The following is a 26,288-nucleotide window of genomic DNA, read 5'->3' on the forward strand; positions in this document are numbered from 1 at the left end:
CGCAACGCCGGTCTCACCGTGCCGGCACGACGAAGACCTGGCCGGGATAGATCAAATTGGGATTACGGATCTGCTGCGAGTTGGCCCGATAGATCACCGCGTAGCGCTGCCCGGCGCCGAATGCGCGCTGGCTGATCCGCCACAGGCTGTCGCCGCGGACGACGGTGGTCGTCGCGATCTTCGGCACGATGACGGCGGAGGGGGAGCTTGATGCGGCGGTGGGCGTTGCCGCCGCGAGCTGCGGTGTGGTTGCATTCGCACCGCTCGACGCCGGGATCGACGCGGTCATGGCCGCGTCCGGAACGTTGAACGGCACTTCGGCGCGTGCACGGACCTTGCCCGAGCCGGGGTCGACATCGTCGAGCCGGATCCGGTAGTCGCCGGCGGTGACGCCTTGGTTGATCGTGACCGAGAGGTGTCCGGTCTGGTCGGCGGTGGCCGACGTGATCAAGCCGCCGTTGAGATAGAACCGGACGGTTGCCCCGGGCGCGGCCTGACCGCTGACATGGAGCTTGCCCCCCGGTTCGGTCTCGACCGCCTCGACGGTCACCTTGCCGGCCGCCGGCGCCGCCGCGGCAGGTTGCGACAGCAGACGCACCGGCTTGTCCGGCGCCATCAGTGCCACCATCGGCCGCTCCCGTGCCGCAGCATCCAGCGCCACGGCCACGCTCTGCGTCGAGGTCACCTGCTTGCCGTCACGCGTCATGCGCAGGGTCAGGTCGTAATTTCCCGGCGGAAGCGGGCGCGGCACCATGACGAACTGGCCGGATTTGTCCACCAACGCGCGATCGTGCACCTCGCCATTGCGCAGCAATTCCACCGTCGTGCCCGGGGCTGCCCGGCCGGCGACAACGGTCTCGCCGGTCGGCTCGATGTTGATGACGTCGAATTCCGGCACCGCGTCGCCACCCGTTGCCGGCGACGATCCTGCGAGGGCGTCGGTCAGGGCCGCTGTCTCGGTCTGTGCCTTTGCCAGCGCGGTCTTGTCTTGGTTTCGTGCGTCTGGTGCGGCAGCGGATGGCGCCGTCGCCATCAGGCGCGGGCTTGTGCTCAGGATCTGCTGGGTTTGGCGGATACCGAAGACGAGCGCCGCCGTGCCGCCGGCGGCAAGTGCCAGCAACGGTATGACCAATCGCATCGCCGTAGCGTTCATGATCGTCATCCGCGGATCAATGTCCCCGTGTGTCCGCGCTCCCCTGCAGCCTCGTGAGGTTCCGGAACAGAGTGCGCCGGTTTGCGCACCCCATCAAGTCGGATGAAAGGATTACTCCCTTGAGCGGCACGGCCGGCCGGGCAGCTCAGCGCCACGCCGCGACACTGACAGCAAGCGCTGCGGTGCCCACAAGAACCAGGCTGAGCGCCCAGACCATCTCCAGGTTGAACCAGCTCCGCGCAACGAATCTCACGCCGAGATAGCGATAGACCAGCCATGCCAGCAGGCCACCGGCACACAGCATGGCGGCGGTGTGGACGAATGCGACCAGGAGCGCCATCGCCAGATTCTGGTCGATCATCCGGGCTGCGGCCGTGTGGCCGTCGTGCGACGATGACGTCGCGCAGAGGCCGAGATAGATCGGCAGCAGCATCAGGCCTGCACCGTGTGCAATCGCCACAGCGAACGACCAGAGCGCCAATCTGGCCGGCGGAATCCGCGCGAGGGCGCGCGGATGGCGGCGATCGACCAGGCGCATCAGGCCGAAGCCGATGACGATAATGCCGGCCGCGACCTGGATCGGGCGCTGCCATTCCACCAGCGCGATCAGCAGCGCGAACGGCAGCAGCACGAGCAGCATCGCTGCGAGATGGCCCGCCGACAGCGGCAGCAGCGCGCCGACCACGGCGCGCGGCGATTTGTCCATCAGGCCCGCGGACACCGCGAGCGGCCAGCCCATGCCCGGATTGATACCGTGATAGAGGCCGCTTGCGATGATCGCGAACCACAGCCAGATAGCCGTCGGTTCGACGCCACTCAATGTCAGACCGACGGATAGCAGAACGAATCCGTCGAACAGTCGCCGCCCTCGAGGCGGATTTGATGCGGGCGATAGCCCTCGGGGAAGTCGACGAAATAGTCCTTGGCGAGTTCCAGCCCCCCGTTGGCGCCGACATTGGCCATCACCTCGGCGCCCGGCATGCCGTCGGGATAGAACTGGTCGTCCCAGGTCGAATACAGCGAGTTGGTCCAGTACACCCGCTTGCCGTCGCGGCTGATCTCGACCATCTGCGGGCCGCCGGCAAACGCCTTGCCGTTCGGATGCGGCGTGCGGCGGGCGATGCCGCCGATATGCACCGAGCCTGCGAGCTTCGGCTTCCGCGGATCGCGGACGTCGTATTGGCGCATTTCGCCGGTGCCCCAGCAGGAGACGTAGAGGAAGCGGTCGTCCATCGACAGGTCGATGTCGGTCACCAGCGGCGGCACGGCGCCGAACCCCTGCAGCAGCGGCGGGAGCTTCTCCTTCGGCGCCGGCTCGGGCGGGATGACCGCGGTCTTCTCGGCGTGGAATTTTCCGCCCTCGCGCCACCAGGTCCAGATCGAGGCTTCGAGGTTGGTGGTGTCGACGACGACGCCGACAAAGCCGTATTCGCGGATCGGATCATGCGCGGGTCTGACCTCGAGCGCCATCTGGTGATTGGCGCCGAGGTCGATGGTCTGCACGTTGCGCCGCGCGCGCAAATCCCAGAAATGCAGCCGGTGGCCGTATTTGTTCGCCAGCAGGTCCTCAGGCACGATGCCGTTCTCGAATTGCGGCGGCAGCGCCCACTCGCTCGACACCATGTAATCGCGCGGCAGGTTCCACCAGAAATCATAGTGCAGCGTTTGCGGCCCGCGGTCGATCTCCCAGCGGCCGAGCACGTCGAAGGTCTCGCAATCCATGATGAAGATGCCGGGCGGGCCTTGCGTGCCGTCCTTGCCGCCGCCGCCGAGGGTGGAGACATAGATGCCGTCCGGTCCGCAATGAATAGTGTGCGGCCGCGAGTAGCCGGTCTTCTTGAACACTTCCTCCGGCTCGATGATCTTGTGGATCTTGGCTTCGAGCGGCGAGGGCTTGGTGTCGATGATGTAGATGCGCGACGACCGCAGTCCGGGAATGATGAGGTAGCGCCGCTCGATGAAGGCATGCCCTGTGAGCGGTGACAGTGCGGAGGAGCAGGCGTTCCAGCCGAAGTGGTGGAACTCGTCGCCCTTGTTCGGCATCGTCACGGTGTGGACGACCTTGCCGTAGGTCTTCGAGCCCGGCTTGACGTCGATCACCGCGAGCGCGTCGGGCTTCTTGAAGTCGGGACTGAGCAGCAGCGTATAGGCGAATTGCTCCGGCGGCGCCTCCATCGCAAGCTTGGGCGAGGCGTGAAACGTAGGGTCGGGTCGCATCGTCATGACGTCCTCCCGGTTCTATCGGCTTGTCGCCAACATCGGGCCGTGCGCAGCGTTGCAATGCTCTGAATGGTCGGCCTGGCACTCCGCTGGGCGCGAGGTTGGCTGCGGACAGCTTACGGCATCGTGCGCCTGCCGGAAACACGCGCGCATCCACCTGGGCTGTGGCGTTCTGCCACGAGTTCGTGAACCGCATCACATATGCAATTGCCGGGCCGCTGAGCTTTCGCTGCGCCAGCATCGATGTCTGCAAGTTGTGAAGTGAGACCGCTGCCGCTCGTGGTATATGCCTTGCGCAAAGCTGGTCACTGGCAGGGGTGGAATATGCGGGCAGCCGATCTCGTCGTCGGGCTTTCGTCACGGATCGGGACCGCGCTAGGCGGGCTCATCCTGCTCACGTCACTTCACTCCAGCGCGGCCAATGCGCAAGGCGCCGAGCCGGTCTGGCCGACGGCTCAGTGGGAAACCTCGACGCCGGAGCAGCAGGGGATGGATTCGGCGGCGCTGGCAAAGCTGGTGGTGGCCGGCACCACGCGTAGCTTCGACAGCCTGCTGGTGACGCGCCATGGCCGCATCGTGCTCGATGTGTATTACGCGCCCTTTACCGCCGACATGCCGCACGCGATCAACTCCTCCACCAAGGCAGTGGTCTCGACGCTGCTGGCGATGGCCTACAAGGATGGTCTGCTGGATCGTCTCGATCATCCGATGCTGGATTTCTTTTCCGATCGCGCCATTGCCAATGTCGACGAGCGCAAGAAGGCCATCACGGTCCAGCATCTGCTCAACATGACATCGGGCCTCGACTGGGACGAGGGCTTTGAAGGCGGCCGGGAGCAGTCGCTGCGCGACATGGGAAAGAGCGCGGACTGGGTCCAGTTCATCCTGGACCGGCCGATGGTGCACGCGCCGGGCGAGGTGTTCTATTACAACAGCGGCGGCTCGCATTTGCTGTCGGCGATCGTCAGCAAGCTCACCGGCAAGAACACCGCCGACTATGCCGAGGAGCGGCTGTTCGGCCCGCTCGGCATCTCCAGGCCGTTCTGGCGGCGCGATCCGCAACGGCTTCCGATCGGCGGCTTCGGCCTCACGATGCGGCCGCGGGACATGGCGAAGATCGGCTATCTCTATTTGCGCAACGGCGCGTGGGCGGGCAAGCAGTTGCTGCCGGCGGATTTTCTCGATGCCGTCAACCATGCCAGCACCGACATGAATGCGCGGTTCGATCCCTCGCTGCGCTATGCCGATCAGTTCTGGGCCATCCCCGACAAGCACATCTACATGACGGTCGGCTATCATTGCCAGGTGATCATGGTATTGCCGGAGCGGGATATCGTCGCCGTCATGACGGCAAGCAATTTCTGTTCATTCGGCAAGCTGGCCGACGAGATTTCCGCTGCCGCCAAATCCGACCAGGCCTTGCCGACCGATGCGCTCGCGGCCGAACAATTGGCCAAGGCGATCGCCGACGTCTCGACGGAGAAGCCGACACCGGTCGGCGTGACGCCCGCGATTGCATCCGCGATCTCGGGCCGGACCTACAAATTCTCTGACAATGACCTCGGGATCAAAACGCTGACGTTGTTCCTTGCCGATGAGAACCCGCGCTACGTCGTGGAGACGAACGCGGGCGATCCTGCACGGCGCCAGCTCGACGGACCGGTTGGCCTCGACGGCCTCTATCGCAAGAGTGCCCCGACCTTCCTCGGCGTTCGGGCCGTCAAGGGCGCGTGGCAGGACGAGCAGACCTTTGTCGTCGACCTCCAATATGTCGGCCTCGGCGACGCCTGGATCTGGACGCTCACTTACGACGGCGACAAGGTCGCGCTGCGCGGCAAGGCGAGGGACGGGCGCAAGGGGTCAGCGGAAGGCATCGCCGGCGGCTGAAGCAAGACGCGTGACAACCGCGCGCCTGCGTTGGTTCAAAACTCCAGCGCCGCGTTGTCCACCACCTCCTTCATGACGAAAAAGGTGCGGGTCTGGCGCACGCCGGGCAGCGCGATCAGTTGATCGCCATGGATGCGCTTGAAGTCGTCGACGTCGCCGGCGCGGATCTTGAGGAAATAGTCGAAATCGCCGGCGACGAGGTGGCAGTCGAGCACGCATTTGAGTTTCGCCACCGCCTGCTCGAAGCTTGCAAAGCTTTCCGGCGTCGAGCGGTCGAGCACGACGCCGACCATGACCAGCGTGCCCTTGCCGAGCTTGCGCGGCGCCACCATGGCGCGGACGCCGCTCAGATAGCCCTCGTCGAACAGCGCCTGGGTCCGGCGATGGCAGGTGGCGGGGCTGACGCCGACCTGATCGGCCAGCTCGGCATTGCTGAGCCGGCCGTTCTTCTGCAGCAATCTCAACATCTTGAGGTCGATGCGGTCGAGCCGTGCCGTCATGGAAGAATCTCTCACGATTGATCAGTTTTGTGAGAGAAAACATATCATCCGTGGCAAATCCGGCAATCTTCTACGAATACGCGGGCTGAGTTAGAGAGCACCTTTCGTGCCGGTGATGGTAGGTCTGGCCGCCATTCCAGACCACCCAAGAGGATGCCAGCATGCTGGAGAAGTTCGCGCGCTACCCCCTCACCTTCGGACCCACCGCCATCGAGAAGCTCGATCGGTTGTCAAAGCATCTCGGCGGCAAGGTCGAGCTCTATGCCAAGCGGGAGGATTGCAATTCCGGGCTCGCCTATGGCGGCAACAAGCTGCGCAAGCTCGAATACATCATCCCCGACGCGATCGCCTCCAACGCCGACACGCTGGTCTCGATCGGCGGCGTGCAGTCGAACCACACCCGCATGGTTGCCGCGGTCGCGGCCAAGATCGGCATGAAGTGCCGACTGGTGCAGGAGAGCTGGGTGCCGCATGAGGACGCCGTCTATGACCGCGTCGGCAACATCCTGCTGTCGCGCGTGATGGGCGCCGACGTGCGCCTGGTCGACGATGGCTTCGACATCGGCATCCGCAAGAGCTGGGAGCAGGCGATCGAGGAGGTGAAGGCCTCCGGCGGCAAGCCCTATGCGATCCCCGCCGGCGCCTCCGTGCACAAATATGGCGGGCTCGGCTATGTCGGCTTCGCCGAAGAGGTGCGCGCGCAGGAGCGCCAGCTCGGCGTCAAGTTCGACTACATCGTGGTCTGCACGGTGACCGGCTCGACCCATGCCGGCATGCTGGTCGGCTTCGCCGCCGACGGGCGCGCGCGCAACGTGATCGGCATCGACGGTTCGTTCACGCCCGCGCAGACCAAGGCGCAGGTGCTGTCGATCGCGCAGAACACCGCCAGGCTGGTCGAACTCGGCCGCGACATCGTCAAGGATGATGTCGTGCTGATCGAGGACTATGCCTATCCCGCCTATGGCGTGCCGTCGGAGGAGACCAAGGCGGCGATCCGCCTCAGCGCGCGGCTCGAAGGCATGATCACCGACCCCGTCTATGAGGGGAAGTCGATGCAGGGCATGATCGACCTGGTGCAGAAGGGCTACTTCCCGGCCGGATCAAAGGTGCTCTACGCCCATCTCGGCGGCGCCCCTGCGCTCAACGGCTACGCCTACGCGTTCCGCAACGGCTGAGGCGTCGCACGCATTCTTACCACCCCTTTAAAAGGGGAGGTCGCTTTGCTCGACAGAGCAAAGCGGGTGGGGATCTGCTCTCCCCGCATACAGCTTCGTAGCCCGGATGGAGCGCAGCGCAATCCGGGATAGGTTTCTCCGCGGCGCGAGATCCCCGGATTGCGCGGAGCCTGTCATCGGGCGCGCATTCGCGCGACCCGTTGGCTTCATCCGGGCTACGCTTCTTCGCGCTATCCGGGCTACGTTCCATCTCTCCGCGTCAGGTCGGCGTCAGCTTCTCTCGGTATCCTGTCCGGGCCGGGCGAGTCGGGAGACCTTCGCGTGAGGATGATGAATGCGGCCGGCCGGGCCATCGCCGCACTTGGCCTTGGCATCGTCGCCGTGGGGCATTGGTTCTGGACCTACCAGGGCCACGCTGCTGGGCTGCGCGCCCGCCTGCTGGGGATGAATCACGCGGTCGAGCTGTACGCGGGCATCTTCCTGATCGGCATCGGCGTCCACGCCCTCGCATCCCGGTACTGGTTCAGCGATTCCAACGACTCGGCGCAATCCTCGGTTCGGGAGCCGCAGTAGCCATCCGCCTGCATGACCGACGAAATATGTCTGGGTTGACATTCTAGGAACATAATAAGAACATTCCAGGCGTAACCTGAGGATGTGGCGATGGCCTCATCTGCGGCGGTATTGCGCGGTGGCAGGACCAAAGGCTGAGCCGCGCACCGCTTGCGGGTGAATTTCTTCGCCTCCTAGAATGGGTTGTGGCTGGGGAGTGCGCGTCATGAGAGTTGTGATCTGGGTGGCCGTTTTGGCCGCGTGGCTGTTCACGTCCGCAACTCCATCGCATGCCCGCGGCCCCTACGGCTCGATCACGGTCGGCAACTGGAAGGGCGGCGCCTTCACCGACGACAAGAGCGGTGCGTTCACGCATTGCTCGGCCGCGACGGTCTATCAAAGCGGCATCTACTTCGTCGTCGCGATTGCCGCGAACGGCAGCTGGCGGCTCGGCTTTGCCCATGAGAGCTGGCGCCTGACGCCGGGCGAGGCCTTTCCGCTTGCGCTGACCTTCGACGGACAGCCCGCGTTCAATGTCTACGGCATGCCGCTCGGCACCCACCTCGTCAATGTCGAGATGCCGGTCAATTCCAACCTGGTCAACCAGTTCCGCAAGGCGCGCCAGATGACGGCGTTCGCGCAGGGACAGTTGTTTCAGTTCAACCTGAATCAAACCGGGCAATTGCTGCCCGCGTTGCTCAACTGCGTGGTTTCGGTGAAGAAGAACGGCGTCGCCGGTGCCGGGGAATTCGCGGTCGCGACAAAGCCTGCGGCCGCGCCGCCGCCGCAGGCTGCAGCACCCAGCGCACCGCCGGCGAAGCAGGCAAGATCGGGGACCGGCACCGGATTCGTCGTCAGCGATGGCGGCCACGTCGTCACCAACCATCATGTCATCGAAGGTTGCAGCGAGATCACGGGCAATCTGAGCGGCGCCGCGGCGGTCAAATTGCGGTTGGTGTCCGACGACGAGACCAACGATCTCGCGCTGCTGCAAGCGCCGAGCCCGTTCAAGGATGTCGCGAGCATCCGGCAGAACGCGATTCAGGTGGGCAACGGAGTCGTGGCGATCGGTTATCCCTATCATGGCCTGCTGACATCCGATTTCACCGTGACCACGGGCATCGTCTCTTCGCTGAGCGGCATCCTCAACGACACGCGCCATCTGCAGATCAGCGCAGCGGTGCAGCCCGGTAACAGCGGCGGACCGCTGTTCGATCTCGGCGGCGCGGTGGTCGGCGTGGTGGCCTCGAAGCTCGACGCGGTCAGGATGGCGCGGGCCACGGGATCGATCCCGGAAAACATCAACTTCGCCATCAAGACCGGCGCGCTGCGCGACTTCCTCGACAACAGCGCGGTGACGTACCGGACCGCCGAATGGCGCGACGGGACCAAGAAGGAGACGTCCGACATCGCCAAGGAGGCGCGTGGCTACACGCTGTTGATCACCTGCACGGTGACCGAGCAGAGCGCGAGCGCGAAGAAGGGCAATTGAGACCTCCGCTCACGCTCTCTCCGCGGAGGAGATCGCATAGGGGCTGATAGCCATACTCCATCACCTATCGGACGGCCACCGGCTCCTTTGCATGGGGTTGTTTTCCATATATTGGCATGCGCGCCACTCCTGGTATCGGAGCTAGCTCAGCCGCCGCAGCGTATGCACCGTGATCTCGGCCGGGCAGTTCAGCCGCACCGGCGCCAGGCTGGTGCCGGCACCGGCCGATGTGTATCCGGCGAGTTCGCCGAAACGCCAGGCGCCCCGGCCCATCCGCCGCGGCAGCCGCGCCTCCAGCTTGATCGCGATGCCGCCGGGCAGGCAGAGCTGGCCGCCATGGGTATGGCCGCTCAGCATCAGGTCGAAGTTGGCCGCTGCCGCCGCGTGATAGGATTCCGGCGTATGCGCGAGTAGGATCGCGTAGCCGTCGCGCGGGATCGCCGCGGCGGCCTTCGCAATGTCGTCGGTGCGGTAGAAATGCGCGTCGTCGATCCCGGCGAGATGGATCGTCGCGCCATCGCGCGTGATCGGCTCCTGCTCGTTGAACAGCATCCTGTTGCCCATCGCCTCCAGCGCCGGCGTCATGCGGATGCTGTCGTGGTTGCCGAGGATGCCGTAGAGCGGCCGCTTGATCCGCGCGCAGAGCTCCTTGATCAGCGCAAGGCTGGTCCCGAACGGGCCGTACGTCTTGCCGCGATAGTCGCCGGTCAGCACACAGATATCGCAGGCGACATAGCACACGATGTCGGCCAGATGCCGCATCGCGCCCTGGCTGATGTCGGCGTGGAGATCGCTGAGCTGCAGGATGGTGAAGCCGTCGAACGCTGCCGGCAGCCGTGCCGACGTCACCAGGTTGCGCCGCACCTCGACCCGGTCGGCGTTGCGTCGCGCGCGGCCATGGAGGCCGGCAACTTTCAGCGCGGTCGTGACGATCCGCGGCGCCAGCTTCCAGTTCTCGACATTGAACAGCAAGGTGCCCTGGCCGAACACTTGCTTCTCATGCGCAGCCTCGATGCCAAGCCGGCGTATGACATGGTCGGCGCCGATCCGCTCGATCAATCCCTGCAACGCCGTGTCGGCCATCATCCCCCGTGCGGCCCGCGATGCGAAACGGCGCCCGGCGCGACACTATCATGTGCAATCCCGGCGGGGATACCGCCGGCGATCAGATCACGGGAACCCGTTTGGCGGCGACCGCGGCCGGCGAGATCACCTCGATGTCGAGCGGTACCTGCCAGCGCTCGGTGAAGCGCACCTGCGGCGGCGCATTGCCGTTGCGTCCGCCCTGCAGCACGAAGCCGGCATAGCCCGAATTCATCACCTCGTTGCACTTCTGCACATAGATCGGGAAGCCGCCGATATAGGGCATGAACACGCGAGGCCGGCCCGGGATGTTGGCGCCGACATACCACGAGCTGCAGGTCGAGCGCAGCGACACCGTGGAGACGTCGTTGACATGGGCGACCCAGGCGTCCTCGTCGTCGCGGATCGCCTCGATGGTGCCTGCGCCGGTGTCGCGCATGTGGCCAAGGCAATCCGCCAGCCAGTCGACATGCTGCTCGATCGCCTGGATCATGCTTGCGAGCACCGACGGGCTGCCGGGCCCGGTGATCATGAACAGGTTCGGAAAGCCCTCCGAGGCGAGCCCGAGATAGGCACGCGGGCCGGCGCGCCATTTCTCCGCCAGCGTTCGTCCGCCGCGGCCGGTGATCGCGATCTTGTCGAACGAGCCGGTCATGGCGGCAAAGCCGGTGGCGGAGACGACCGCATCGAATTTGTACTCGGTACCGCCGACGACGATTCCGTCACGCGTGAAGCGCTCGATCGGCGTCTTCGACACATCGACCAGCTTCACATGCGGCAGATTGTAGGTCTCGAAGTAATTGGTATCGACGCAGAGCCGCTTGCAGCCGAACACGTTCCGCGGACACAGCAGCTCGGCGGTGGCGGGATCCTTGACGATGCCGCGGATCTTCTCGCGCGCGAAATCGGCGATGGTGTCGTTGGCCGCCTTCTCGAACAGGAGGTCGCCGAACGTGCCGAGGAAAGGCAGGCCGCCGCGCTGCCAAGCTTCTTCATACAGCCGTTCGCGTTCCTGCTCGCTGGCTTGCAAGGCGGGCTGGGCATTGAACGGGAAATAGAATCCGGTCGGCCGCGCACGGGCCTTGGCGCGCAGCTCCGGATAATGCGCCTTGGCCTCCTTCAGATATTCTGCCGACAGCCGCTCATTCCAGGCCGGCACCGACCAGGTCGCGGTGCGCTGAAACACCGTGAGGGCGGAAGCCTGCTGCGCGATGATCGGGATCGACTGGATCGCCGACGAACCGGTGCCGATCACGCCGACGCGTAGGCCGGTGAAATCCACCCCATCATGCGGCCATTCGCCGGTGTGATAGATCGGTCCGCGGAAATCCGCCATCCCGGGGAAGGCCGGGCGGTTCGGCGCCGACAGGCAGCCGACCGCCATGATGCAGAATTTCGCGGTGACCTTGTCGCCGCGATCGGTCTCGATCTGCCAGGTGCCGGCCTGCTCGTCGAAGGTCGCCGCGGTGACGCGGGTGTCGAACACGATCTGGCTGCGCAGATCGAAGCGATCGGCGACATGATTGGCATAGGCGAGAATTTCGGGCTGGGGAGAATATTTCTCCGACCAGCTCCAGTCCTGGTCGAGTTCCTCGGAGAACGAGAAGGAATATTGCAGGCTCTCGACGTCGCAGCGCGCGCCGGGATAGCGATTCCAGTACCAGGTGCCGCCGACGCCGCCGCCGGCCTCATAGACCCGCGCGGTGAAGCCGAGCCCGCGCAGCCGGTGCAGCATGTACATGCCGGCAAAGCCCGCGCCGATCACCACGGCTTCGAACGATCCGGTTTCGGCAGGGCGCGCAGTTGTGCGCGCGGCGCTGTCATGAGCCATGGCCCGTCTCTTCCCTGTGCCTTGTCTTCGACCGCGCCTCGTTGGACACGGTGACAAAAGATTAGGGCTGTTGCGGCGAGGCCCGCAAGCGCGTGCGCTGCTCCGTCGGGTATGGCTCCTATGCCGGGGCGGCGAGGGCCGCGGTATCCGGGCGCTACTTGTGTTTAGGCGCCGGCCAGGCTGGTCGCAGCTTCGTCGATGAAGGCGCTCACCTCTATCGGCTTCGAGGCCAGCGAGGCGTGGCCGGCAGCGAGCGTGATGATCTTGCGCGGATTCATCCGTTCCGACATCCGCTTCTGATTGTCGGGATTGATCATCCGGTCGTCGCTGGAGATTTGGTACCAGACCGGCTTCTTCCGCCACGCCGGCGCGGTGATGTTGTCGCCGAACGTGCTGGCAAGCGGGGCCTTCTGCGTGACCGCCATCACCAGCGCTTCATCGGCAGGCAGGTCCTGGCAAAAACTCTCATGGAATTTGTCGGGCTTGATCCAGAGGTAGCCGTCGCTGTCCGGTGCGACATTGGCGATCGCTGCCGGCGGCAGCGCCGCGGTGATGCCGCCGGGGCTCTCGCCGGCGTCGGGTGCGAAGGCCGCGATGTAGACCAGGCCGACCACGTTCGGCAGATCGCCGGCTTCGGTGATCACCGCGCCGCCATAGGAATGGCCGACCAGCAGCACCGGACCGCTCTGCTGCCTGACCATCTTGCGCAGGCGTTCGGCATCGTCCGCGAGCGAGGTCAACGGCATCTCCACCGCTTGCAGGCCGGTGTGCCCCTTGCGCGAGAGCGCGACGATCACCTTGCTCCAGTGTGCTGCGCCGCCCCAGAATCCATGAACCAGAACGATCGTCGGCTTGCTGCTCATGCTCGGCTCCTCTGCTGGATCGTTTAAGGAAACGCGGTCAGGATGAGCCGGCCTCGGGCGGCCGTCAACGAGACAAAACAGAGCCGCGTCGCGCCGGTGTCACGGTGTCGTCACCAACAGGAGGCAGTCGCCGCCTCCGGCTGTTCAGCCCTCGTTGGCCTTCACGATCCGGATCAGCTCGGCGCCGTAATGCTCGAGCTTCTTGTCGCCGATCCCGGCGATGTTGCGCAGTTCGCTCAGCGTGTCCGGACGCATCGCGGCGATGCCGTCGATGGTGGAATCGTGCAGCACCACATAGGCCGGTACGCCGCGCTGCCGCGCGACCTCCGAGCGCCAGGCGCGCAGCGCCGCGTGCAGCGCTGGGTTGGCGACGCCACCGGGGCCGTCGGCGGGCGCAAGCTCGCCACGGCGTGACTTGTCGCGGATCGCGCGGTTGCGCGCGCCTTGCGGCTGCTCGCGCAGCATCACCGCGGTCTCGCCCTTCAGCACGCCGCGGGCGCTGTCGGTCAGTTTCAGCGCGCCGAAGGCGTCGCTGTCGGCGCGCAGATGGCCCATCGCCACCAGCTGGCGCAGCACCGCGCGCCATTGCTTCTCGTTGAGCTCACGGCCGATCCCGAACACCGACAATTGGTCGTGGTTGAACTGCTTGACCCGCTCGGTCAGCCGTCCGACCAGCACGTCGATCAGGTGCATGGCGCCGAAGCGTTGCCCGGTGCGATACACGCAGGACAATAGCTTCTGCGCCAGCACCTTGCCGTCGCGGACACGCGGCGGCGTCAGGCAGTTGTCGCAATTGCCGCAGCTTTCATCGGCTCGCGTCTCGCCGAAATAGCCGAGCAGGCGCTGCCGCCGGCAGTGCACGGTCTCGGCCAGTGCGACTAGGGCGTCGAGCTTGCCGATCGAGACGCGCTTGAAGGCGTCGGAGCCGGTCGATTCGTCGATCATGCGGCGCTGCTGCACGATGTCGGAGAGCCCATAGGCCATCCACGCCGCCGACGGCTTGCCGTCACGGCCGGCGCGTCCGGTCTCCTGGTAATAGGCCTCGATGCTTTTCGGCAAATCGAGATGCGCCACGAAACGGACATCGGGCTTGTCGATGCCCATGCCGAACGCAACCGTTGCGACGATCACGAGGCCGTCCTCGTTGAGGAAGCGATCCTGATGCCGGGCGCGCACGCCGGCATCGAGCCCGGCATGATAGGGCAGCGCCGGAATGCCGGCCTCGTTGAGCGCCGCCGCGACGTCCTCGACCTTGGCGCGCGAGAGGCAATAGACCACGCCGGCGTCGCCGGCATGCCGATCCCTGATGAAGTTCTTCAGCTGCGTTGTGGCGTTCTGCTTGTCGACGATCTCGTAGCGGATGTTGGGCCGGTCGAAGCTCGCGACGAATTCCGGCGCGTCGCTGAGCTGGAGCCGCTCGGCGATCTCCTTCCGCGTCAGCGCATCCGCGGTCGCGGTCAGCGCGATCCGCGGCACCTTGGGAAAGCGTTCGGCCAGTGCGGACAGGCCGATATATTCCGGACGGAAGTCATGGCCCCATTGCGAGACGCAATGCGCCTCGTCGATCGCAAACAGCGCGATCTGCGCCTGGCCGAGCAGATTGAGGCAGCGTGGCGTCAGCAGCCGTTCCGGCGCGACATAGAGCAGATCGAGATCGCCGGCCAATAGCCGCCGCTCGACCTCGGAGGCTTCCTCATAGGACAGCGTCGAATTCAGCACCGCGGCGTTGACGCCGGCCTCGGTGAGGCCCGCGACCTGGTCGCGCATCAGCGCGATCAGGGGCGATACCACGATGCCGCAGCCGTCGCGCAGCAGCGCCGGCAGCTGGTAGCACAGCGACTTGCCGCCGCCGGTCGGCATTAGCACCAGGCAATTGCCGCCATCGGTGACGTGGCGGATGATCTTCTCCTGCGCGCCGCGGAAGTCCGACAGACCGAACACGGAACTGAGCACGGATCGCGCGTCGAGGGGTGGAGCGGAGGCGCGATCGAGGGCGGGCTGGGCGGTCATGATCCGTTGTTTGATCCCTTGCGACTTCCCCGGATGTCTGTGGGGTCAACAGGCGGTGATCGAGGTCTTGCGGGCGAACGATAGCGGAACGAAGCGTGTTAATACACGTCCCAACAACAAACTCAATTCAGGCATGACGGGTCGGCTGCGGATCATCACAGGCATTGCTGCGATCGTGCTGGTCGCCGGCGCGGCGGCGGCCTTCGCGGTCGCCTGGCGGCCCCAGATCGCGGCCATTGCGCCGCCGCGGCCCGATAGCTTCGATCCTGACATGGTCAAGCGTGGCCGCGACCTCGCGGCAATCGGCAATTGCAACACCTGCCATACCGTGCAGGGCGGCGCGAATTATGCCGGAGGGCTTCCGGTTCCCACGCCGTTCGGCACCATCTTCTCATCGAACATCACGCCCGATGCCGAGACCGGTATCGGGGACTGGCCGGAGCAGGCGTTCGTCCGCGCGATGCGCTCCGGCGTCAGCCGCGACGGCCGGCATCTCTATCCGACCTTTCCCTATGATCATTTCACCAACGTCTCCGAGGCGGACGACCGGGCACTGCATGCCTTCCTGATGACGCGACAGCCGGTCCACGCCTCGCCACCGGCCAATCAGTTGGCATTTCCGCTCAACTATCGGCCACTGATCGCCGGCTGGAAGCTGCTGTATCTTCGCAGTGGCGATGTGCCTTCCGACGCAGCCAAGGGCACCGAATGGAACCGCGGCGCCTATCTGGTCGAGGGGCTCGCGCATTGTGGCGCCTGCCACACGCCGCGCAACGCGCTCGGCGCCGAGCGGGTGAATGCGCAGTTTGCCGGCGGCGATGTCGACAATTGGCACGCCTATGCGCTGAACGATTCTTCGCACGCCCCGGTGCGGTGGACCGCCGACGCGCTGTACGCCTATCTGCGCCATGGCTGGCACAGCGATCACGGCACCGCGCGCGGACCGATGGCCGAAGTGGTCGGCAATCTGGCATCGGTGGCCGATAGCGACGTGCGGGCGATTGCCGTTTACATGGCCGATATTTCGGGTGCGCCGGCGCAGGATCGCAAGGCGCCCGCGGATGTCGTGGCGCAAACGTCTTCAGATGATGCGGCGCAAGCCCAACCAGCAGGTGCTGCGATCTATGCCGCGGCGTGCGCGGCCTGCCATGAGGGCAACCGGGCGCTGCCCTATGGCGGCGTCAACCTCGCGCTCAGCACGGCGATTACAAGCCCGGATCCGCGCAACCTGCTCAACATCGTGCTGTCAGGCGTCGGCGCTGTCGCGGGCGAGCGCAGCCCGATCATGCCCGGCTTCGCGCCGAGCATCGATGATGCGCAGATGGTCGCGCTTGCGAACTACCTGCGCGCCCGATTCGGCAAGCGGCCGGCATGGAGCGACCTCAACAAGGCCGTGCGCGATGCGCGCGCGGTGCAGGCCGCGTCGCTTGCAGCGCGCGATGCGTCTGCGGACTCCAAACAGCGAGGCAAGCCATGACGACAGTGAAGGTCAATGGCCGGGATCATCAGGTCGACGCCGATCCGGATACGCCGCTGCTCTATGTGCTGCGCGATGATCTCGCGCTCAATGCCGCCAAGTTCGGCTGCGGGCTCGGCCAATGCGGCTCCTGCACCGTGATCGTCGACGGCAAGGCGGTGTTGTCCTGCGTCACGCCGCTACTGCTCGTCGAGGGCAAGCAGGTGACCACCCTGGAAGGGCTCGGCACCGTCGCCGCGCCGGCGCCGATCCAGCGCGCCTTCATGGAGGAGCAGGCCGCGCAGTGCGGCTACTGCATCGCCGGGATGATGATGCGCGCGCAGGCGCTGTTGATGCGCAACCCGAAACCATCGGATGCGCAAATCCGCGCCGAGCTGGAGCCGCATCTGTGCCGCTGCGGCACTCATATGCGCATCCTGCGCGCGGTGCGCCGCGCCGCCAGGTTGATGGACACGGCCGACGCCACAAGCGACAGGAGCGTCCGATGACCGCGCCGCTGGTTCTCGATCGCCGCAGGGTGCTCGCCGGCGGCGGCGCGCTGATCGTCAGCTTCTCGCTGCGTCACGCTGTGGCGCAGGAGAAGCCTGCGCAGGGGCCGAAGCTGCCGGGTAGTCTCGCGACCTCGCCCGATCTGGATTCCTGGATCCGGATCGATGCCGACGGCCAGATCACTGCCTTCACCGGCAAGGCCGAGCTGGGCCAGGGGTTTAAGACTGCATTCCAGCAGATCGCCGCCGAGCAGCTCGATATCCCGTTCGATGCGCTGAAGGTGATCACCGCTGATACAAAGCTCACGGCGAACGAGGGCTACACCTCCGGCAGCCATTCGATGCAGGACAGCGGCACCGCGATCCTGCATGCCGCGGCGCAGGCGCGTGCGCTGCTGGTAGCAGAGGCCGCCAGGCGCTTCGACCTGCTGCCCGACGGATTGCGAACCGAGAATGCGGCGGTCATTGCTTCGGATGGCCGCCGCCTGAGCTATGGCGAGCTCGTGGCCTTGAACATGCTGCACGTCCAGGCGCAGCCGACGTCGCCCCTGAAGGATCCGGCAAGCTTCAAGGTGATGGGCCAGCCGGTGCCGCGCCTCGATATTCCCGCGAAGGTCACCGGCGGCGCGGCCTATGTGCAGGATATGCGGCTGCCCGGCATGGTATATGCGCGCGTCGTGCGTCCGCCGGGCTACGGCGCGCAGCTGATCGAATGCGACACCGGCGCGATCGAGAAAATGCCCGGCGTGGTCGGAACCGTGCGCGACGGCAATTTCCTCGCGGTGGTAGCGGAGAAGGAATTTGCCGCGGTCAGGGCGATGCAGGCGCTATCGGCGGCAGCGAAATGGCGGGAAAGCGCGAAGCTGCCGAACCAACAGGACCTGGCAAATGTGCTGACCGGGCTGCCGTCGCAGGATTTTTCGATCTTCGAACGCAGCAATCCCGCGGTGAGCGGCACGAAATCGCATGAAGCGACCTACACACGACCCTACCAGTCGCATGGTTCGATCGGGCCGTCCTGCGCGGTCGCGCATTTCGTCGATGGCGCGATGACGGTGTGGACGCATACGCAAGGCGTCTATCCGGATCGGCAGGCGCTCGCTGAGATGCTCGGCATGCCGCAATCGAGCGTCCGGCTGATCCATGTCGAGGGCTCCGGCTGCTACGGCCACAACGGCGCCGACGATGCCGCGGCCGACGCCGCGCTGATTGCCCGTGCGTTTCCGGGCCGCCCAATTCGCCTGCAGTGGATGCGCGAGCAGGAGCATGGCTGGGAGCCGTATGGTCCGGCGATGGTGACGAAGCTGAGTGCATCGCTGGATGGCACCGGCAAGATCGCCGACTGGAATTTCGCGGTCTGGAGCAACACCCATTCGATGCGGCCTGGCGGCGCCGGCTCACTGCTCGCGGCCCAGCATATGGCGCGGTCATTTGCGATACCTGCGCCAAAACCACTGCCGCTGCCCGAAGGCGGCGGCGACCGCAACGCGATCCCGATCTACAATTTTCCGAATGTGCATGTGATGCATCACTTCATTGCAGCCATGCCGCTGCGGATCTCCGCGATGCGCGCGCTCGGTGCCTATCACAATGTGTTCTCGATCGAGAGCTTTATGGATGAATTGGCGGACCTTGCTGGCGTCGATCCGGTCGAGTTTCGCTTGAAGCATCTCGACGATCAGCGCGGCCGCGCGGTGGTCGAGAGAGCCGCCCGGGAATTCGGCTGGACGCGCGGTCGGAAGGCACCGCAAAACCGCGGCTATGGCTTTGCGTTCGCGCGCTACAAGAATCTCGCCGCCTATTGCGCCATCGCATCCGAAGTGGAGGTCGATCGCGAGACCGGGCGCGCGCGGCTGGTGCGCGCGGTTGCCGCCGTCGATGCCGGTCAGGTCGTCAATCCGGATGGCATCACCAACCAGATCGAGGGCGCGATCGTGCAATCGACGAGCTGGACCTTGTACGAGAGCGTCACTTTCGACGATGCGAGGATCACGAGTATTGACTGGCAGACTTACCCGATCCTGCGCTTCGATGCCGTGCCGGACAGCATCGCCGTCCACATCATCAATCGCCCCGGCGAGCCGTTCCTCGGCAGCGGCGAGACCGGGCAGGGCCCGGCCGCCGCGTCACTGGCCAACGCCATTGCGCACGCGACCGGCAAGCGGCTTCGCGACCTGCCGCTCAGCCGCAAGCGGATCAAGGATGCGATCAATGCGTAGCGAAGTCAGGCAACGGGCGCGGGTGGCGCCGGCGGCGGTGTCATCGGTTCGATGTTATAGGTCTTCGGTAGGTTGATCGGCTTGTAGGCGGGGTCCTTCTCCATGCGTTCGAGCACGGAGGCATGGATGATCGCACCTTCCGGTATTGGCCGCGGCTCGCCCATCGGCAGGTAGAAGCCGAGGAAGGATTTGCGCTCCGGCCATTCCTTCCATTTGTCGCGCTTCGGAATCCACTCCAGGATTTCCCAGGCGGCGGTCAGCGAGTTGTGCAGCGGCGCGGTCGCGCTTGGCGGCACATAGTCGTGGACGTGCGGCGGCAACGGCAGCCCCCAGGCGAGATGATCGATCAGTGCCTGGTCCATGTGCAGCCCGGCGGCCTTGGCCTGCTCGAGCATCCAGATCAGCGGAAACTTCGACGGCCCGCTCTGATCCTCCGGATAGCCGCCGCCGACGTCGGAGTGCACGCCGGCGAACCAGACCTGGCGGATGTCCTGCTCCACCGCCGTTGTCGGATCGAACGGATCGGAGCGAAATTTCTGCGGTTCGATCCAGCGGTTGAGGCGGAACATGCGTCGGCGCTCGTCGATCGAAATCGCCTGGCGGAAACGCCTGACGCTCGAATTGGTCCGGGTGAACAGCAGCGTCTGCAAGTCGAACAGGAAGTTGTCCTGCCGCGGCACGATGATCGAGGCGACGGTGTCCCAGACGCCGACGAATTCGATGTCGATGTTGCGGCCGCCGGCGATCTGGCTGAAATGCCAGGCTTCCTTCAACGGGGCATCGTCGAACGTCCCGTCGGGCTTCTGGGCGTCGGAGCTCGCCTTCTTGTAGGTCGAGAACGCGTAGCCCGCGAGGTCGAGCTGGTCGACCGGCAACAGTCCCATCACGTGGACGAAGGCCGCCAGCACGCGCACGGTGTAGGCACCGCGGCTGAAGCCGAACATCCAGACCCGATCGCCGGGCTCCCAAATCTGACACAGGAACTGGTAGGTGCCGAGCGTATCCTCGTCGAGACCGGCGCCGAAGGCCAGCCCGAACAGGCCGCGCACCTGCTGCTTGAAACGGCCCCAGCTGTTCTGCAAGCCGACCGTGCCGAGACCCGGATGATAGTAGATCCGCTGCTGGTCATGCTTGTCGGCGACGCGAAACAGCTTCAGCACGTTGGAAATATTGGCGCCGATCTCGTTGCCGGTGCCGTCGCACATGATGACAATATCTTTCGGCATCCGTTGCCCCTGCGGTCGCCGTGAAAATTCGCAGTCTCAATGTACGGCGGAATACAGGCGAGATTCAATCTTCAATTGAAGGCGGCTCTGTGCACGCGGCGTGACGGGCGCACTGTCGGCCGTGTGCTCATGCCTCGCGGCGATCCGCAGAATTCAATTGCAACATTTCTGAAAAGGTGGGAATCTCACCGACACTCATTGCGGTATTGCGTTGATTTTTTCTCCCGTTCAGGGATTTCGCCGGTGCGCGCGATCATCTTGCCTGCTGCCGTCAGCAGCTCCCTCAACACGGACAGGAACGGATCGGCATGAGCCACCAAGCTCTCGTGACGGTCATTCTCGCGGGCCTGGTTGTGATTGCGTTCGGACTGTTCTGGTGGGTCGGCCGCTACTCCGATCGCGTCTTTGCCAACCGGTTTCCCACCCGCTTTCCGGAGAAGACGTTGAGCTACACCGGCGGCCAGCTCGGCACGCTGGTACAGTCCAATCTGCGAATGAAGTACGTCTTCCCGATCCTGTTTCCGCTCGACCTCATCGTCATGCTGGCGCTGGCGGGTGCGATGGGCGCGGCGTCATCGCACTGGCTCAACCAGATCCATCCGTCCGCGGCGTGGCTCGGCCTGGTCGTGCCGGCGGTGTACCTGCTCAGTGACCTGATCGAGGATTGCCTGCTGGCCTGGCTTCTGCTGCACGGCAACCCGCATGCAGCGGCGCGCTCCGTCTCGGTGCTGAAGGCGATCACGACGATCAAGCTGGTCAGTGTCACCGCCTCGATCGCGCTGACGCTGATTGCATTCGTCGGGTGGCTGTTCCACGCCGAGTCGCTTGCCATCTAGGCTAGGCGGCCAAATCTCGATGATATTGCGTTGAATCGGCGTCGCGCTTTGGCTCCTTGTTTGAGCATGATCTTTCCGGAAAACCGCTTCGCACTTTTCCGGATCATGCTTTAGCGGCCTATTGATAGGTCGCGACGATGTCCGACACCGCGCGCTCGAGCTGCTGGGCTGTCGCGCATTGGCGCACCACGGTGCAGAAGGTTGCGTATCGCGGCATCTCGGAATCGCCAAAGCCCCAGACCATGCGGCCCTCGGGATTGAGCCAGACCAGCCGCTTCGACCGTTCGCCGATGCGGCGCAGGATGTCGGCACGGGGATCGAGGTTGTTGCTGCGGGCATCGCCCAGCACGATCACGGTGGTCTGCGGCGTGATCGCGCTCATCCAATTGTCCTCGAAATCGGCGAAGGAGTTGCCGTAGTCGGACGAGCCGAACCCGACCTTGGACATGATCTCCTTCATCGCCTCCTCCGGCGATTTCGATTCCAGGATGTCGCTGACCTCGATCAGATGGCCCGAGAACGCGAACGAGCGGACGTCGTCGACCACCTCTTGCAGGCTGTGGATCAGGAGCAGGAAGAAATCCGAGACGCGGGCGACGGAGCCGGAGACGTCGCACAGCGCGACGATCTTCGGCCGGTCGCGATGCTTGCGCTTCCAGGCGGTGAGGAACGGTACGCCGCCCCAGGCCGCGTTCCGCCGCAGCGTGCGGCGGACGTCGAGATGGCCGCGGCGCTGGCGCTTGCGCGGTTTGGAATAACGTTCGCGCAGCCGGCGCGCGATCTGGCGGATCAGCGTCCGCATCTGCTCGACCTGCCGCGGCTCGATCCGCGCCAACGGCGCGTTGCGCAGGATCTCGTTGCGCAGGTTCTCGGCTTCCTCGCGGCCGTACAGCAGCAGAGCCTGCGAGACCGCGTCGCGCACGGTGCCGCGCAGGCCGTTGAGCGCCTCCTGCAAGCGCTCGGCGAGTGCCGGATTGCGCGTGGTCTGCTCGTCGATATCGTCGCGCAGGCGCTGGATGCCCATCGCATCGAGGATGCGGGTCTGGAAGATGCCGCGCTGGGTGAAGTAGCGAATGTCAGGCAGCGAAGCGGCGCCGGAGGCATTGGCGATCGCGGTCGAGATTGCGGAGCGGTCCTGCGACAGCAGCATCTGTGCTAAGGGCCCGACATCGGCGTTGGCGGCGCCGCCCGTCGTGTCGCCGTGCTCGTCGGCCGACGGGTTGTCGCCGGATTCGCTGCCGTCGTCGGGCTTGTTCTGCTCGGCGTTCTCCTGCTGCGGCTCGGGCTGGCTGAAGAACAGGTCGAAGCATTCGCCGAGTGCGCGCTTCTCGTCCTGGGTCTTGGCAAGCGTCAGCAGGAAGGTGTCGCGCAGGATATCGCGATCGTTGAAGCCGACCTGGGCGACCGCCCGCATCGCATCAATGCTCTCGGCCGGCGAGACCCGGACCCCGGCTCCCCGCGCCGCACGAAAGAAGCGATGCAGGTTCTCGCGCATGTTGGTCTAACTAAAAACGCCCTGGCGCGACGCCTTGGCGATGAAGGACGAGATCTGCGGCGTCGCGGCCTCGATATCGGCCTCGTATTTCAAGAGCACGTTGAGCGTGTCCTTGACGATCTCGGTATCGAGCTCGCTGGCCTGCAGCAGCACCAGCACGCGCGCCCAGTCGATCGCCTCGCTGACCGAGGGCAGCTTCTTCAGGTCGAGCGAGCGGATCTCGTGGATAAAACCGACCATCTGCTTGCGCAGCGTCTGCGAGATGCCGGGTACCCGGCTCTCGACGATGCGCTCTTCCAGCTTCTGCTCGGGGAAGCCGATATGCAGATGCAGGCAGCGCCGCTTCAAGGCGTCGCCAAGATCGCGCTCGCTGTTCGAGGTCAGGATCACGGTCGGCGGCGCCACCGCGGAGACGGTGCCGAGCTCGGGGATCGTGACCTGAAAGTCGGAGAGGATCTCCAGCAGCAACGACTCGAATTCGGCGTCCGATTTGTCGATCTCGTCGATCAGCAGCACGCAGCCGGCGGGCTGCTCCAGCGCCTGGAGCAGCGGCCGCGGCTCGACGAACTCCTTGGAGAAGAACACGTCGCCGAAGGTGTGGAGCTGGTCGAGCGCCGCGGCCAGCGATTGCGCGCCGCCGAGCACCTCGCCGAGCTTGTCCTTCAGGATCTGGGTGTAGAGCAACTGCTTGGCGTATTTCCACTCATACAGCGCCTTGGCCTCGTCGAGGCCCTCATAGCATTGCAGGCGGATCATCTTCATGCCGCGCCAGGCGGCGATCGCCTTCGCCAGCTCCGTCTTGCCGACGCCGGCAGGCCCTTCGACCAGGATCGGCTTCTCGATCTGCTGCGACAGATAGACCGCGGTCGCGATCTGCCGGCTTGCAATATAGCCTTGCGCGGCGAGGCCGCTTTCCACGGCCTCGATCGAGGCGGTGGGCCTGGTGTCAGCCACGAGGATCAGCTCCGAATTTGTCTTGAACTCGGACCTGTTCTGCGCCCGTTGCGGGCAAAGCACAAGGCTCGTTCGGCCCGCAACGGCATGGAGATTAAAGGCTGGGGTAAGCGCATGGTTCCCGGGGTATTCCGCCGAGCGCAATACGCGGCGCTCAACTGGCGCAGCTCTTCACGAAATCCTTGCGCTGCGGGCCGACGATCTTCTGGTCGATCGCCTGCTTCAGGCAGTCGAGATGGGCTTGCGCCATGCAGAGCTGCATCTGGTCGTGGCGGTCCTGCCCTTTCAGGGCCTTCGCCGCACTCTGGCAGGCTGCTCGCTTCGCACCGGGCACGGGGGCCGCTGCGACGCTCTCTTGTGCAGGCGCCGCCGCCGGCGCTGCTGCCGGTGCGGGGGCTGAGGTTGATTGCGCGAAGGCTGCGACCGAAACCAGCAGCGAACCAGCCGAGACAAGGGCGACGACAAGACGTTTCATGGGATGTGCCTCCGCGGGCATGGTCCGGAGACGTGGATATCGGCTGTCCGGTACATCATGCTCAGACCAGGAAAGGATCACAATGCGATCTCGCGGTCGCGCCGTGATCCACGGGGAGGCCGACAATTAGCGGCCGCCGCCTGAATGCGGCGTGAATAGGCCGGGAGGACGTTTCACCTCAGCGTGAGGCCGGTCGCGGCCTCGAGTTCGCCGATCGCCTGCGCGGCGTTCGCGACCTTGATCGTGGTCATGCCCATCTCCCGCGCCGGCTTGAGATTGACGCCGAGATCGTCGAGATAGACGCAGTTCGCAGGATTCACCTGCAGCGCCTCCACCATCATCCGGTAGATGCGAGGATCGGGCTTGCGCAGGCCGATCTTGGCGGACTCGATGATATGGTCAAACAGCGCCATCACCTCGGCGACATACAGCGTACGTCCGCTGTGGCTGCCGATCGCGTTCGACGGCAGATTGTTGGTGATGCAGCCGGTCTTGAATTTCGTCTTGACGCGCTTCAACGCCTCGACCATTTCGGGGCGCAGGTCGCCGGAGAGCAGCGGCAGCACGTCCCTGCCGCGCACCTCGGCGCCGAGCGCCTTCGATTCCGTGGCGAACAGTTCATCGAACGCATCGATCCCGATCTCGGCCCGCTCGAACTTGGCCCAGGCGTTTTCCAGATGGTTGGCGGCGTTGGTGCGGCGGATGATATCGATCGGCAGGCCGCGCTCGGTCTCATAGCGTGCAAATGCCTCGAACGGCGAGGTGGTCAAGACGCCGCCGAAATCCCAGATCACTGCCTCGATCATCAATGTCCTGCCCGTCAAAATCCTGCCCGTCGCAAAGCGTCGGCTTCGCCTCGCGTCTTCCGGCCGTCTGGCAGGAAGATAGGGAAACGCGTGTCCGTTCTCTTTATTGGAATTGCCGCCGATCAGGCAAGCCGCCAGTTTGCGTCGAAAGACCGCCACGCGGAACGGGCTCACCAGACCATCGGCACCAGCCGATAGCGCACGCGGGTAAGGTAGTCGGCATAGCCGTCGAGCTCGGCGGTGAGCATCCGCTCCTCCATCATCGACCGCAGGCCGAGCAGCGCCGCCATCACAGGCACGATCGCCAGGCCATACCAGGATCCGAGCAGCAGCGGCGTGCCGACATAGGTCAGCAGGCCGCTGGCATAGATCGGGTGCCGCACATAGGCGTACGGTCCGGTGGTTACGGCTGCATGCCCGCGGTCGCGCTGGATCTTCACGACCGGTGCGGCATAACTGTTTGCGCGATAGGTCCGGTAGACGATATAGAACGATGCCGCGATCATGACCGGGCCGGCGCATTGCAGCCAGAAGGGCACGAGCGATGCCTGGTAGCGGATCGCGTCGAGCGCCATCAGCGGCAGCCATGTCAACCACAACAGCGGCATGATCGTCGTGATGACGCGATCCCAGCTGGCCTGGCCGCGCGCGGTGCACCGCTCCGCCAGCAGGCCCGGATCATGCCTCGCAAGCCAGGCCTCGGTGATCAGCCCGCCGATCGTGAGCTCGAGCAGGAACACCCAGGCGCCGGCCCATCGCAAGGTGCCGGCGGCGAGAAACAGGAGTGTCCCGAGACCCACAAAGGTGAAGGCGGCGCGGTGCAGATTGATGTGGGGCGGATTTCTGGTCTCATTCATGTCTCTCTCCGACGAGCGGCAACGGCCGCGCCGCCGGAATCGAGCGGGCCGTTGCGTGTCTTTGCAGCGAAGCGCGGTTCAGCGCGCAAGACCGCTCACGATCGGCGGGTCCAGTTTCGCGCCTGTCCGGAATAGACCTTGCTCGGCAGCGCGCGCGCCGTGGGATCGAGCAGGATCTTCATCGCGGTGTTGAGCCGCGCTTCCGAACGCGGCGAGCCATCATGGCGCATCTGCTGCGGAGCACCCGGGCCCTGCGGCGGCGCCATATAGGCCTGCGTTGTCGGCGGAGCGGGCGTGGTGGCGATCTTCGGACGGGCGACAACAGCTGCCTCCAATGGCAGCCGCGCGTCTGCAATGCTTGACGCTGCGGATGCTGCGTCCGCCTGCGGCGGCGGGGCGGCATTGCCGGATCCGGATTGGCGGGGCGTTCTTGCCATGGCATCGGCTCCATAGGTTGGTGATGACGACGATTTCAGGTCTTGTCTTCGTCGGATGTGGTGCGTTTGGCGATGATCGGGTTGCGGTCGCTGATCGCGGCGAGCAGCGAGGCGTGGGTCACGACGGATGACACGACGATCTTTCCGGAGCGCTCGATCCGGCGACCGTTCTGCTGCTGTGGCTGCGGACTCGTGGCGGTGGACTTCTGCATCATATCGGCCTCCTCGAAGATGGGGTGGGGCCCGGCAGCG

At 65.2% G+C, this 26,288-nt stretch carries 25 protein-coding genes; 8 read left to right on the plus strand and 17 right to left on the minus strand.

Annotation, left to right across the window (positions count from 1 at the left end):
* Nucleotides 1-13 precede the first annotated feature (13 nt).
* The 3 genes from ACVINW_RS13030 to ACVINW_RS13040 form a co-directional block, all read right to left on the minus strand.
* The gene (locus ACVINW_RS13030) at nucleotides 14-1,153 is read right to left on the minus strand and encodes a LysM peptidoglycan-binding domain-containing protein (RefSeq protein WP_456751662.1); all 1,140 of its coding nucleotides are present in this window, start codon (nucleotides 1,151-1,153) and stop codon (nucleotides 14-16) included.
* A 145-nt stretch (nucleotides 1,154-1,298) separates the two neighbouring features.
* Nucleotides 1,299-1,973, minus strand: coding sequence for a hypothetical protein (locus ACVINW_RS13035; RefSeq protein WP_456751663.1), 675 nt, complete (start codon nucleotides 1,971-1,973; stop codon nucleotides 1,299-1,301).
* Between the two features lie 2 nt (nucleotides 1,974-1,975).
* Nucleotides 1,976-3,376, minus strand: a complete 1,401-nt coding sequence (locus ACVINW_RS13040) for a selenium-binding protein SBP56-related protein (RefSeq protein ID WP_456751664.1) — start codon at nucleotides 3,374-3,376, stop codon at nucleotides 1,976-1,978.
* A 321-nt stretch (nucleotides 3,377-3,697) separates the two neighbouring features.
* Between ACVINW_RS13040 and ACVINW_RS13045 the strand changes: the two genes are divergently transcribed.
* Nucleotides 3,698-5,260: a serine hydrolase domain-containing protein gene (locus tag ACVINW_RS13045; RefSeq protein WP_456751665.1), complete on the plus strand. Its 1,563-nt coding sequence runs from the start codon at nucleotides 3,698-3,700 to the stop codon at nucleotides 5,258-5,260.
* A 35-nt stretch (nucleotides 5,261-5,295) separates the two neighbouring features.
* On the opposite strand, the gene ACVINW_RS13050 is transcribed toward ACVINW_RS13045, so the two are convergent.
* The gene (locus ACVINW_RS13050; protein WP_456751666.1) at nucleotides 5,296-5,760 is read right to left on the minus strand and encodes an Lrp/AsnC family transcriptional regulator; all 465 of its coding nucleotides are present in this window, start codon (nucleotides 5,758-5,760) and stop codon (nucleotides 5,296-5,298) included.
* A gap of 161 nt (nucleotides 5,761-5,921) precedes the next feature.
* Here ACVINW_RS13050 and ACVINW_RS13055 point away from each other — a divergent pair, with 161 nt between their 5' ends.
* The 3 genes from ACVINW_RS13055 (at nucleotide 5,922) to ACVINW_RS13065 (ending at nucleotide 8,979) form a co-directional block, all read left to right on the plus strand.
* On the plus strand, nucleotides 5,922-6,935 hold the full coding sequence (locus ACVINW_RS13055) for a 1-aminocyclopropane-1-carboxylate deaminase (RefSeq protein WP_456751667.1): 1,014 nt from the start codon (nucleotides 5,922-5,924) through the stop codon (nucleotides 6,933-6,935).
* Nucleotides 6,936-7,262: 327 nt separating this feature from the next.
* Complete coding sequence (locus ACVINW_RS13060) at nucleotides 7,263-7,508, plus strand: hypothetical protein (protein ID WP_456756385.1); 246 nt, start codon at nucleotides 7,263-7,265, stop codon at nucleotides 7,506-7,508.
* A 205-nt stretch (nucleotides 7,509-7,713) separates the two neighbouring features.
* On the plus strand, nucleotides 7,714-8,979 hold the full coding sequence (locus tag ACVINW_RS13065; RefSeq protein WP_456751668.1) for a S1C family serine protease: 1,266 nt from the start codon (nucleotides 7,714-7,716) through the stop codon (nucleotides 8,977-8,979).
* A gap of 141 nt (nucleotides 8,980-9,120) precedes the next feature.
* Here the strand turns inward: ACVINW_RS13065 and ACVINW_RS13070 are convergent, their stop codons facing one another.
* The 4 genes from ACVINW_RS13070 to recQ all read right to left on the minus strand — a co-directional run bounded on the left by ACVINW_RS13070 (nucleotide 9,121) and on the right by recQ (nucleotide 14,766).
* Entirely contained in the window at nucleotides 9,121-10,062 is a 942-nt protein-coding gene (locus ACVINW_RS13070) for a metallophosphoesterase (protein WP_456756386.1), read from the minus strand.
* An 82-nt stretch (nucleotides 10,063-10,144) separates the two neighbouring features.
* The gene (locus tag ACVINW_RS13075; protein WP_456751669.1) at nucleotides 10,145-11,893 is read right to left on the minus strand and encodes a flavin-containing monooxygenase; all 1,749 of its coding nucleotides are present in this window, start codon (nucleotides 11,891-11,893) and stop codon (nucleotides 10,145-10,147) included.
* Between the two features lie 164 nt (nucleotides 11,894-12,057).
* Nucleotides 12,058-12,756: an alpha/beta hydrolase gene (locus tag ACVINW_RS13080; RefSeq protein WP_456751670.1), complete on the minus strand. Its 699-nt coding sequence runs from the start codon at nucleotides 12,754-12,756 to the stop codon at nucleotides 12,058-12,060.
* Nucleotides 12,757-12,900: 144 nt separating this feature from the next.
* The gene (gene recQ / locus ACVINW_RS13085) at nucleotides 12,901-14,766 is read right to left on the minus strand and encodes a DNA helicase RecQ (RefSeq protein WP_456751671.1); all 1,866 of its coding nucleotides are present in this window, start codon (nucleotides 14,764-14,766) and stop codon (nucleotides 12,901-12,903) included.
* Nucleotides 14,767-14,899: 133 nt separating this feature from the next.
* On the opposite strand from recQ, the gene ACVINW_RS13090 reads away from it, so the two are divergent.
* The 3 genes from ACVINW_RS13090 to ACVINW_RS13100 are packed head-to-tail and all read left to right on the plus strand — an operon-like array spanning nucleotide 14,900 to nucleotide 18,950.
* Entirely contained in the window at nucleotides 14,900-16,243 is a 1,344-nt protein-coding gene (locus tag ACVINW_RS13090; protein WP_456751672.1) for a c-type cytochrome, read from the plus strand.
* Nucleotides 16,240-16,731, plus strand: coding sequence for a (2Fe-2S)-binding protein (locus tag ACVINW_RS13095; protein WP_456751673.1), 492 nt, complete (start codon nucleotides 16,240-16,242; stop codon nucleotides 16,729-16,731). The genes ACVINW_RS13090 and ACVINW_RS13095 overlap by 4 nt, the downstream gene beginning before the upstream one ends.
* A complete protein-coding gene (locus ACVINW_RS13100) occupies nucleotides 16,728-18,950 on the plus strand; it encodes a molybdopterin cofactor-binding domain-containing protein (RefSeq protein WP_456751674.1) in 2,223 nt (740 codons plus the stop codon). The genes ACVINW_RS13095 and ACVINW_RS13100 overlap by 4 nt, the downstream gene beginning before the upstream one ends.
* Nucleotides 18,951-18,955: 5 nt before the next feature.
* Here the strand turns inward: ACVINW_RS13100 and ACVINW_RS13105 are convergent, their stop codons facing one another.
* Complete coding sequence (locus ACVINW_RS13105) at nucleotides 18,956-20,176, minus strand: DUF2235 domain-containing protein (protein WP_456751675.1); 1,221 nt, start codon at nucleotides 20,174-20,176, stop codon at nucleotides 18,956-18,958.
* A gap of 185 nt (nucleotides 20,177-20,361) precedes the next feature.
* Complete coding sequence (locus ACVINW_RS13110; protein ID WP_456751676.1) at nucleotides 20,362-20,493, minus strand: hypothetical protein; 132 nt, start codon at nucleotides 20,491-20,493, stop codon at nucleotides 20,362-20,364.
* Here ACVINW_RS13110 and ACVINW_RS13115 point away from each other — a divergent pair.
* Nucleotides 20,485-21,012 (plus strand): hypothetical protein, encoded by a 528-nt coding sequence (locus ACVINW_RS13115; protein ID WP_456751677.1) that lies wholly within the window; start codon nucleotides 20,485-20,487, stop codon nucleotides 21,010-21,012. The genes ACVINW_RS13110 and ACVINW_RS13115 overlap by 9 nt on opposite strands.
* 118 nt (nucleotides 21,013-21,130) lie before the next feature.
* Here the strand turns inward: ACVINW_RS13115 and ACVINW_RS13120 are convergent, their stop codons facing one another.
* The 7 genes from ACVINW_RS13120 to ACVINW_RS13150 form a co-directional block, all read right to left on the minus strand.
* Complete coding sequence (locus ACVINW_RS13120) at nucleotides 21,131-22,507, minus strand: vWA domain-containing protein (RefSeq protein WP_456751678.1); 1,377 nt, start codon at nucleotides 22,505-22,507, stop codon at nucleotides 21,131-21,133.
* Between the two features lie 6 nt (nucleotides 22,508-22,513).
* The gene (locus tag ACVINW_RS13125) at nucleotides 22,514-23,461 is read right to left on the minus strand and encodes an AAA family ATPase (protein ID WP_194457917.1); all 948 of its coding nucleotides are present in this window, start codon (nucleotides 23,459-23,461) and stop codon (nucleotides 22,514-22,516) included.
* A 154-nt stretch (nucleotides 23,462-23,615) separates the two neighbouring features.
* On the minus strand, nucleotides 23,616-23,936 hold the full coding sequence (locus tag ACVINW_RS13130) for a hypothetical protein (protein WP_456751679.1): 321 nt from the start codon (nucleotides 23,934-23,936) through the stop codon (nucleotides 23,616-23,618).
* 173 nt (nucleotides 23,937-24,109) lie between these two features.
* Entirely contained in the window at nucleotides 24,110-24,742 is a 633-nt protein-coding gene (locus ACVINW_RS13135) for an HAD-IA family hydrolase (protein WP_456751680.1), read from the minus strand.
* A 170-nt stretch (nucleotides 24,743-24,912) separates the two neighbouring features.
* The gene (locus ACVINW_RS13140; RefSeq protein WP_456751681.1) at nucleotides 24,913-25,599 is read right to left on the minus strand and encodes a methyltransferase family protein; all 687 of its coding nucleotides are present in this window, start codon (nucleotides 25,597-25,599) and stop codon (nucleotides 24,913-24,915) included.
* 95 nt (nucleotides 25,600-25,694) lie between these two features.
* Nucleotides 25,695-26,036 (minus strand): hypothetical protein, encoded by a 342-nt coding sequence (locus ACVINW_RS13145; RefSeq protein WP_456751682.1) that lies wholly within the window; start codon nucleotides 26,034-26,036, stop codon nucleotides 25,695-25,697.
* Between the two features lie 35 nt (nucleotides 26,037-26,071).
* The gene (locus ACVINW_RS13150) at nucleotides 26,072-26,251 is read right to left on the minus strand and encodes a hypothetical protein (RefSeq protein ID WP_456751683.1); all 180 of its coding nucleotides are present in this window, start codon (nucleotides 26,249-26,251) and stop codon (nucleotides 26,072-26,074) included.
* Nucleotides 26,252-26,288: the final 37 nt, after the last annotated feature.

The sequence above is a fragment of the Bradyrhizobium sp. USDA 4461 genome, from assembly GCF_054055655.1.

Coding starts and splice junctions, on each gene's coding strand:
- ACVINW_RS13030 (WP_456751662.1), bottom strand. CDS start 1,153: ATGAACGCTACGGCGATGCGATTGGTCATACCGTTGCTGGCACTTGCC.
- ACVINW_RS13040 (WP_456751664.1), bottom strand. CDS start 3,376: ATGACGATGCGACCCGACCCTACGTTTCACGCCTCGCCCAAGCTTGCG.
- ACVINW_RS13045 (WP_456751665.1), top strand. CDS start 3,698: ATGCGGGCAGCCGATCTCGTCGTCGGGCTTTCGTCACGGATCGGGACC.
- ACVINW_RS13050 (WP_456751666.1), bottom strand. CDS start 5,760: ATGACGGCACGGCTCGACCGCATCGACCTCAAGATGTTGAGATTGCTG.
- ACVINW_RS13055 (WP_456751667.1), top strand. CDS start 5,922: ATGCTGGAGAAGTTCGCGCGCTACCCCCTCACCTTCGGACCCACCGCC.
- ACVINW_RS13060 (WP_456756385.1), top strand. CDS start 7,263: ATGATGAATGCGGCCGGCCGGGCCATCGCCGCACTTGGCCTTGGCATC.
- ACVINW_RS13065 (WP_456751668.1), top strand. CDS start 7,714: ATGAGAGTTGTGATCTGGGTGGCCGTTTTGGCCGCGTGGCTGTTCACG.
- ACVINW_RS13070 (WP_456756386.1), bottom strand. CDS start 10,062: ATGGCCGACACGGCGTTGCAGGGATTGATCGAGCGGATCGGCGCCGAC.
- ACVINW_RS13075 (WP_456751669.1), bottom strand. CDS start 11,893: ATGGCTCATGACAGCGCCGCGCGCACAACTGCGCGCCCTGCCGAAACC.
- ACVINW_RS13080 (WP_456751670.1), bottom strand. CDS start 12,756: ATGAGCAGCAAGCCGACGATCGTTCTGGTTCATGGATTCTGGGGCGGC.
- recQ (WP_456751671.1), bottom strand. CDS start 14,766: ATGACCGCCCAGCCCGCCCTCGATCGCGCCTCCGCTCCACCCCTCGAC.
- ACVINW_RS13090 (WP_456751672.1), top strand. CDS start 14,900: ATGACGGGTCGGCTGCGGATCATCACAGGCATTGCTGCGATCGTGCTG.
- ACVINW_RS13095 (WP_456751673.1), top strand. CDS start 16,240: ATGACGACAGTGAAGGTCAATGGCCGGGATCATCAGGTCGACGCCGAT.
- ACVINW_RS13100 (WP_456751674.1), top strand. CDS start 16,728: ATGACCGCGCCGCTGGTTCTCGATCGCCGCAGGGTGCTCGCCGGCGGC.
- ACVINW_RS13105 (WP_456751675.1), bottom strand. CDS start 20,176: ATGCCGAAAGATATTGTCATCATGTGCGACGGCACCGGCAACGAGATC.
- ACVINW_RS13115 (WP_456751677.1), top strand. CDS start 20,485: ATGAGCCACCAAGCTCTCGTGACGGTCATTCTCGCGGGCCTGGTTGTG.
- ACVINW_RS13120 (WP_456751678.1), bottom strand. CDS start 22,507: ATGCGCGAGAACCTGCATCGCTTCTTTCGTGCGGCGCGGGGAGCCGGG.
- ACVINW_RS13130 (WP_456751679.1), bottom strand. CDS start 23,936: ATGAAACGTCTTGTCGTCGCCCTTGTCTCGGCTGGTTCGCTGCTGGTT.
- ACVINW_RS13135 (WP_456751680.1), bottom strand. CDS start 24,742: ATGATCGAGGCAGTGATCTGGGATTTCGGCGGCGTCTTGACCACCTCG.
- ACVINW_RS13140 (WP_456751681.1), bottom strand. CDS start 25,599: ATGAATGAGACCAGAAATCCGCCCCACATCAATCTGCACCGCGCCGCC.
- ACVINW_RS13145 (WP_456751682.1), bottom strand. CDS start 26,036: ATGGCAAGAACGCCCCGCCAATCCGGATCCGGCAATGCCGCCCCGCCG.
- ACVINW_RS13150 (WP_456751683.1), bottom strand. CDS start 26,251: ATGATGCAGAAGTCCACCGCCACGAGTCCGCAGCCACAGCAGCAGAAC.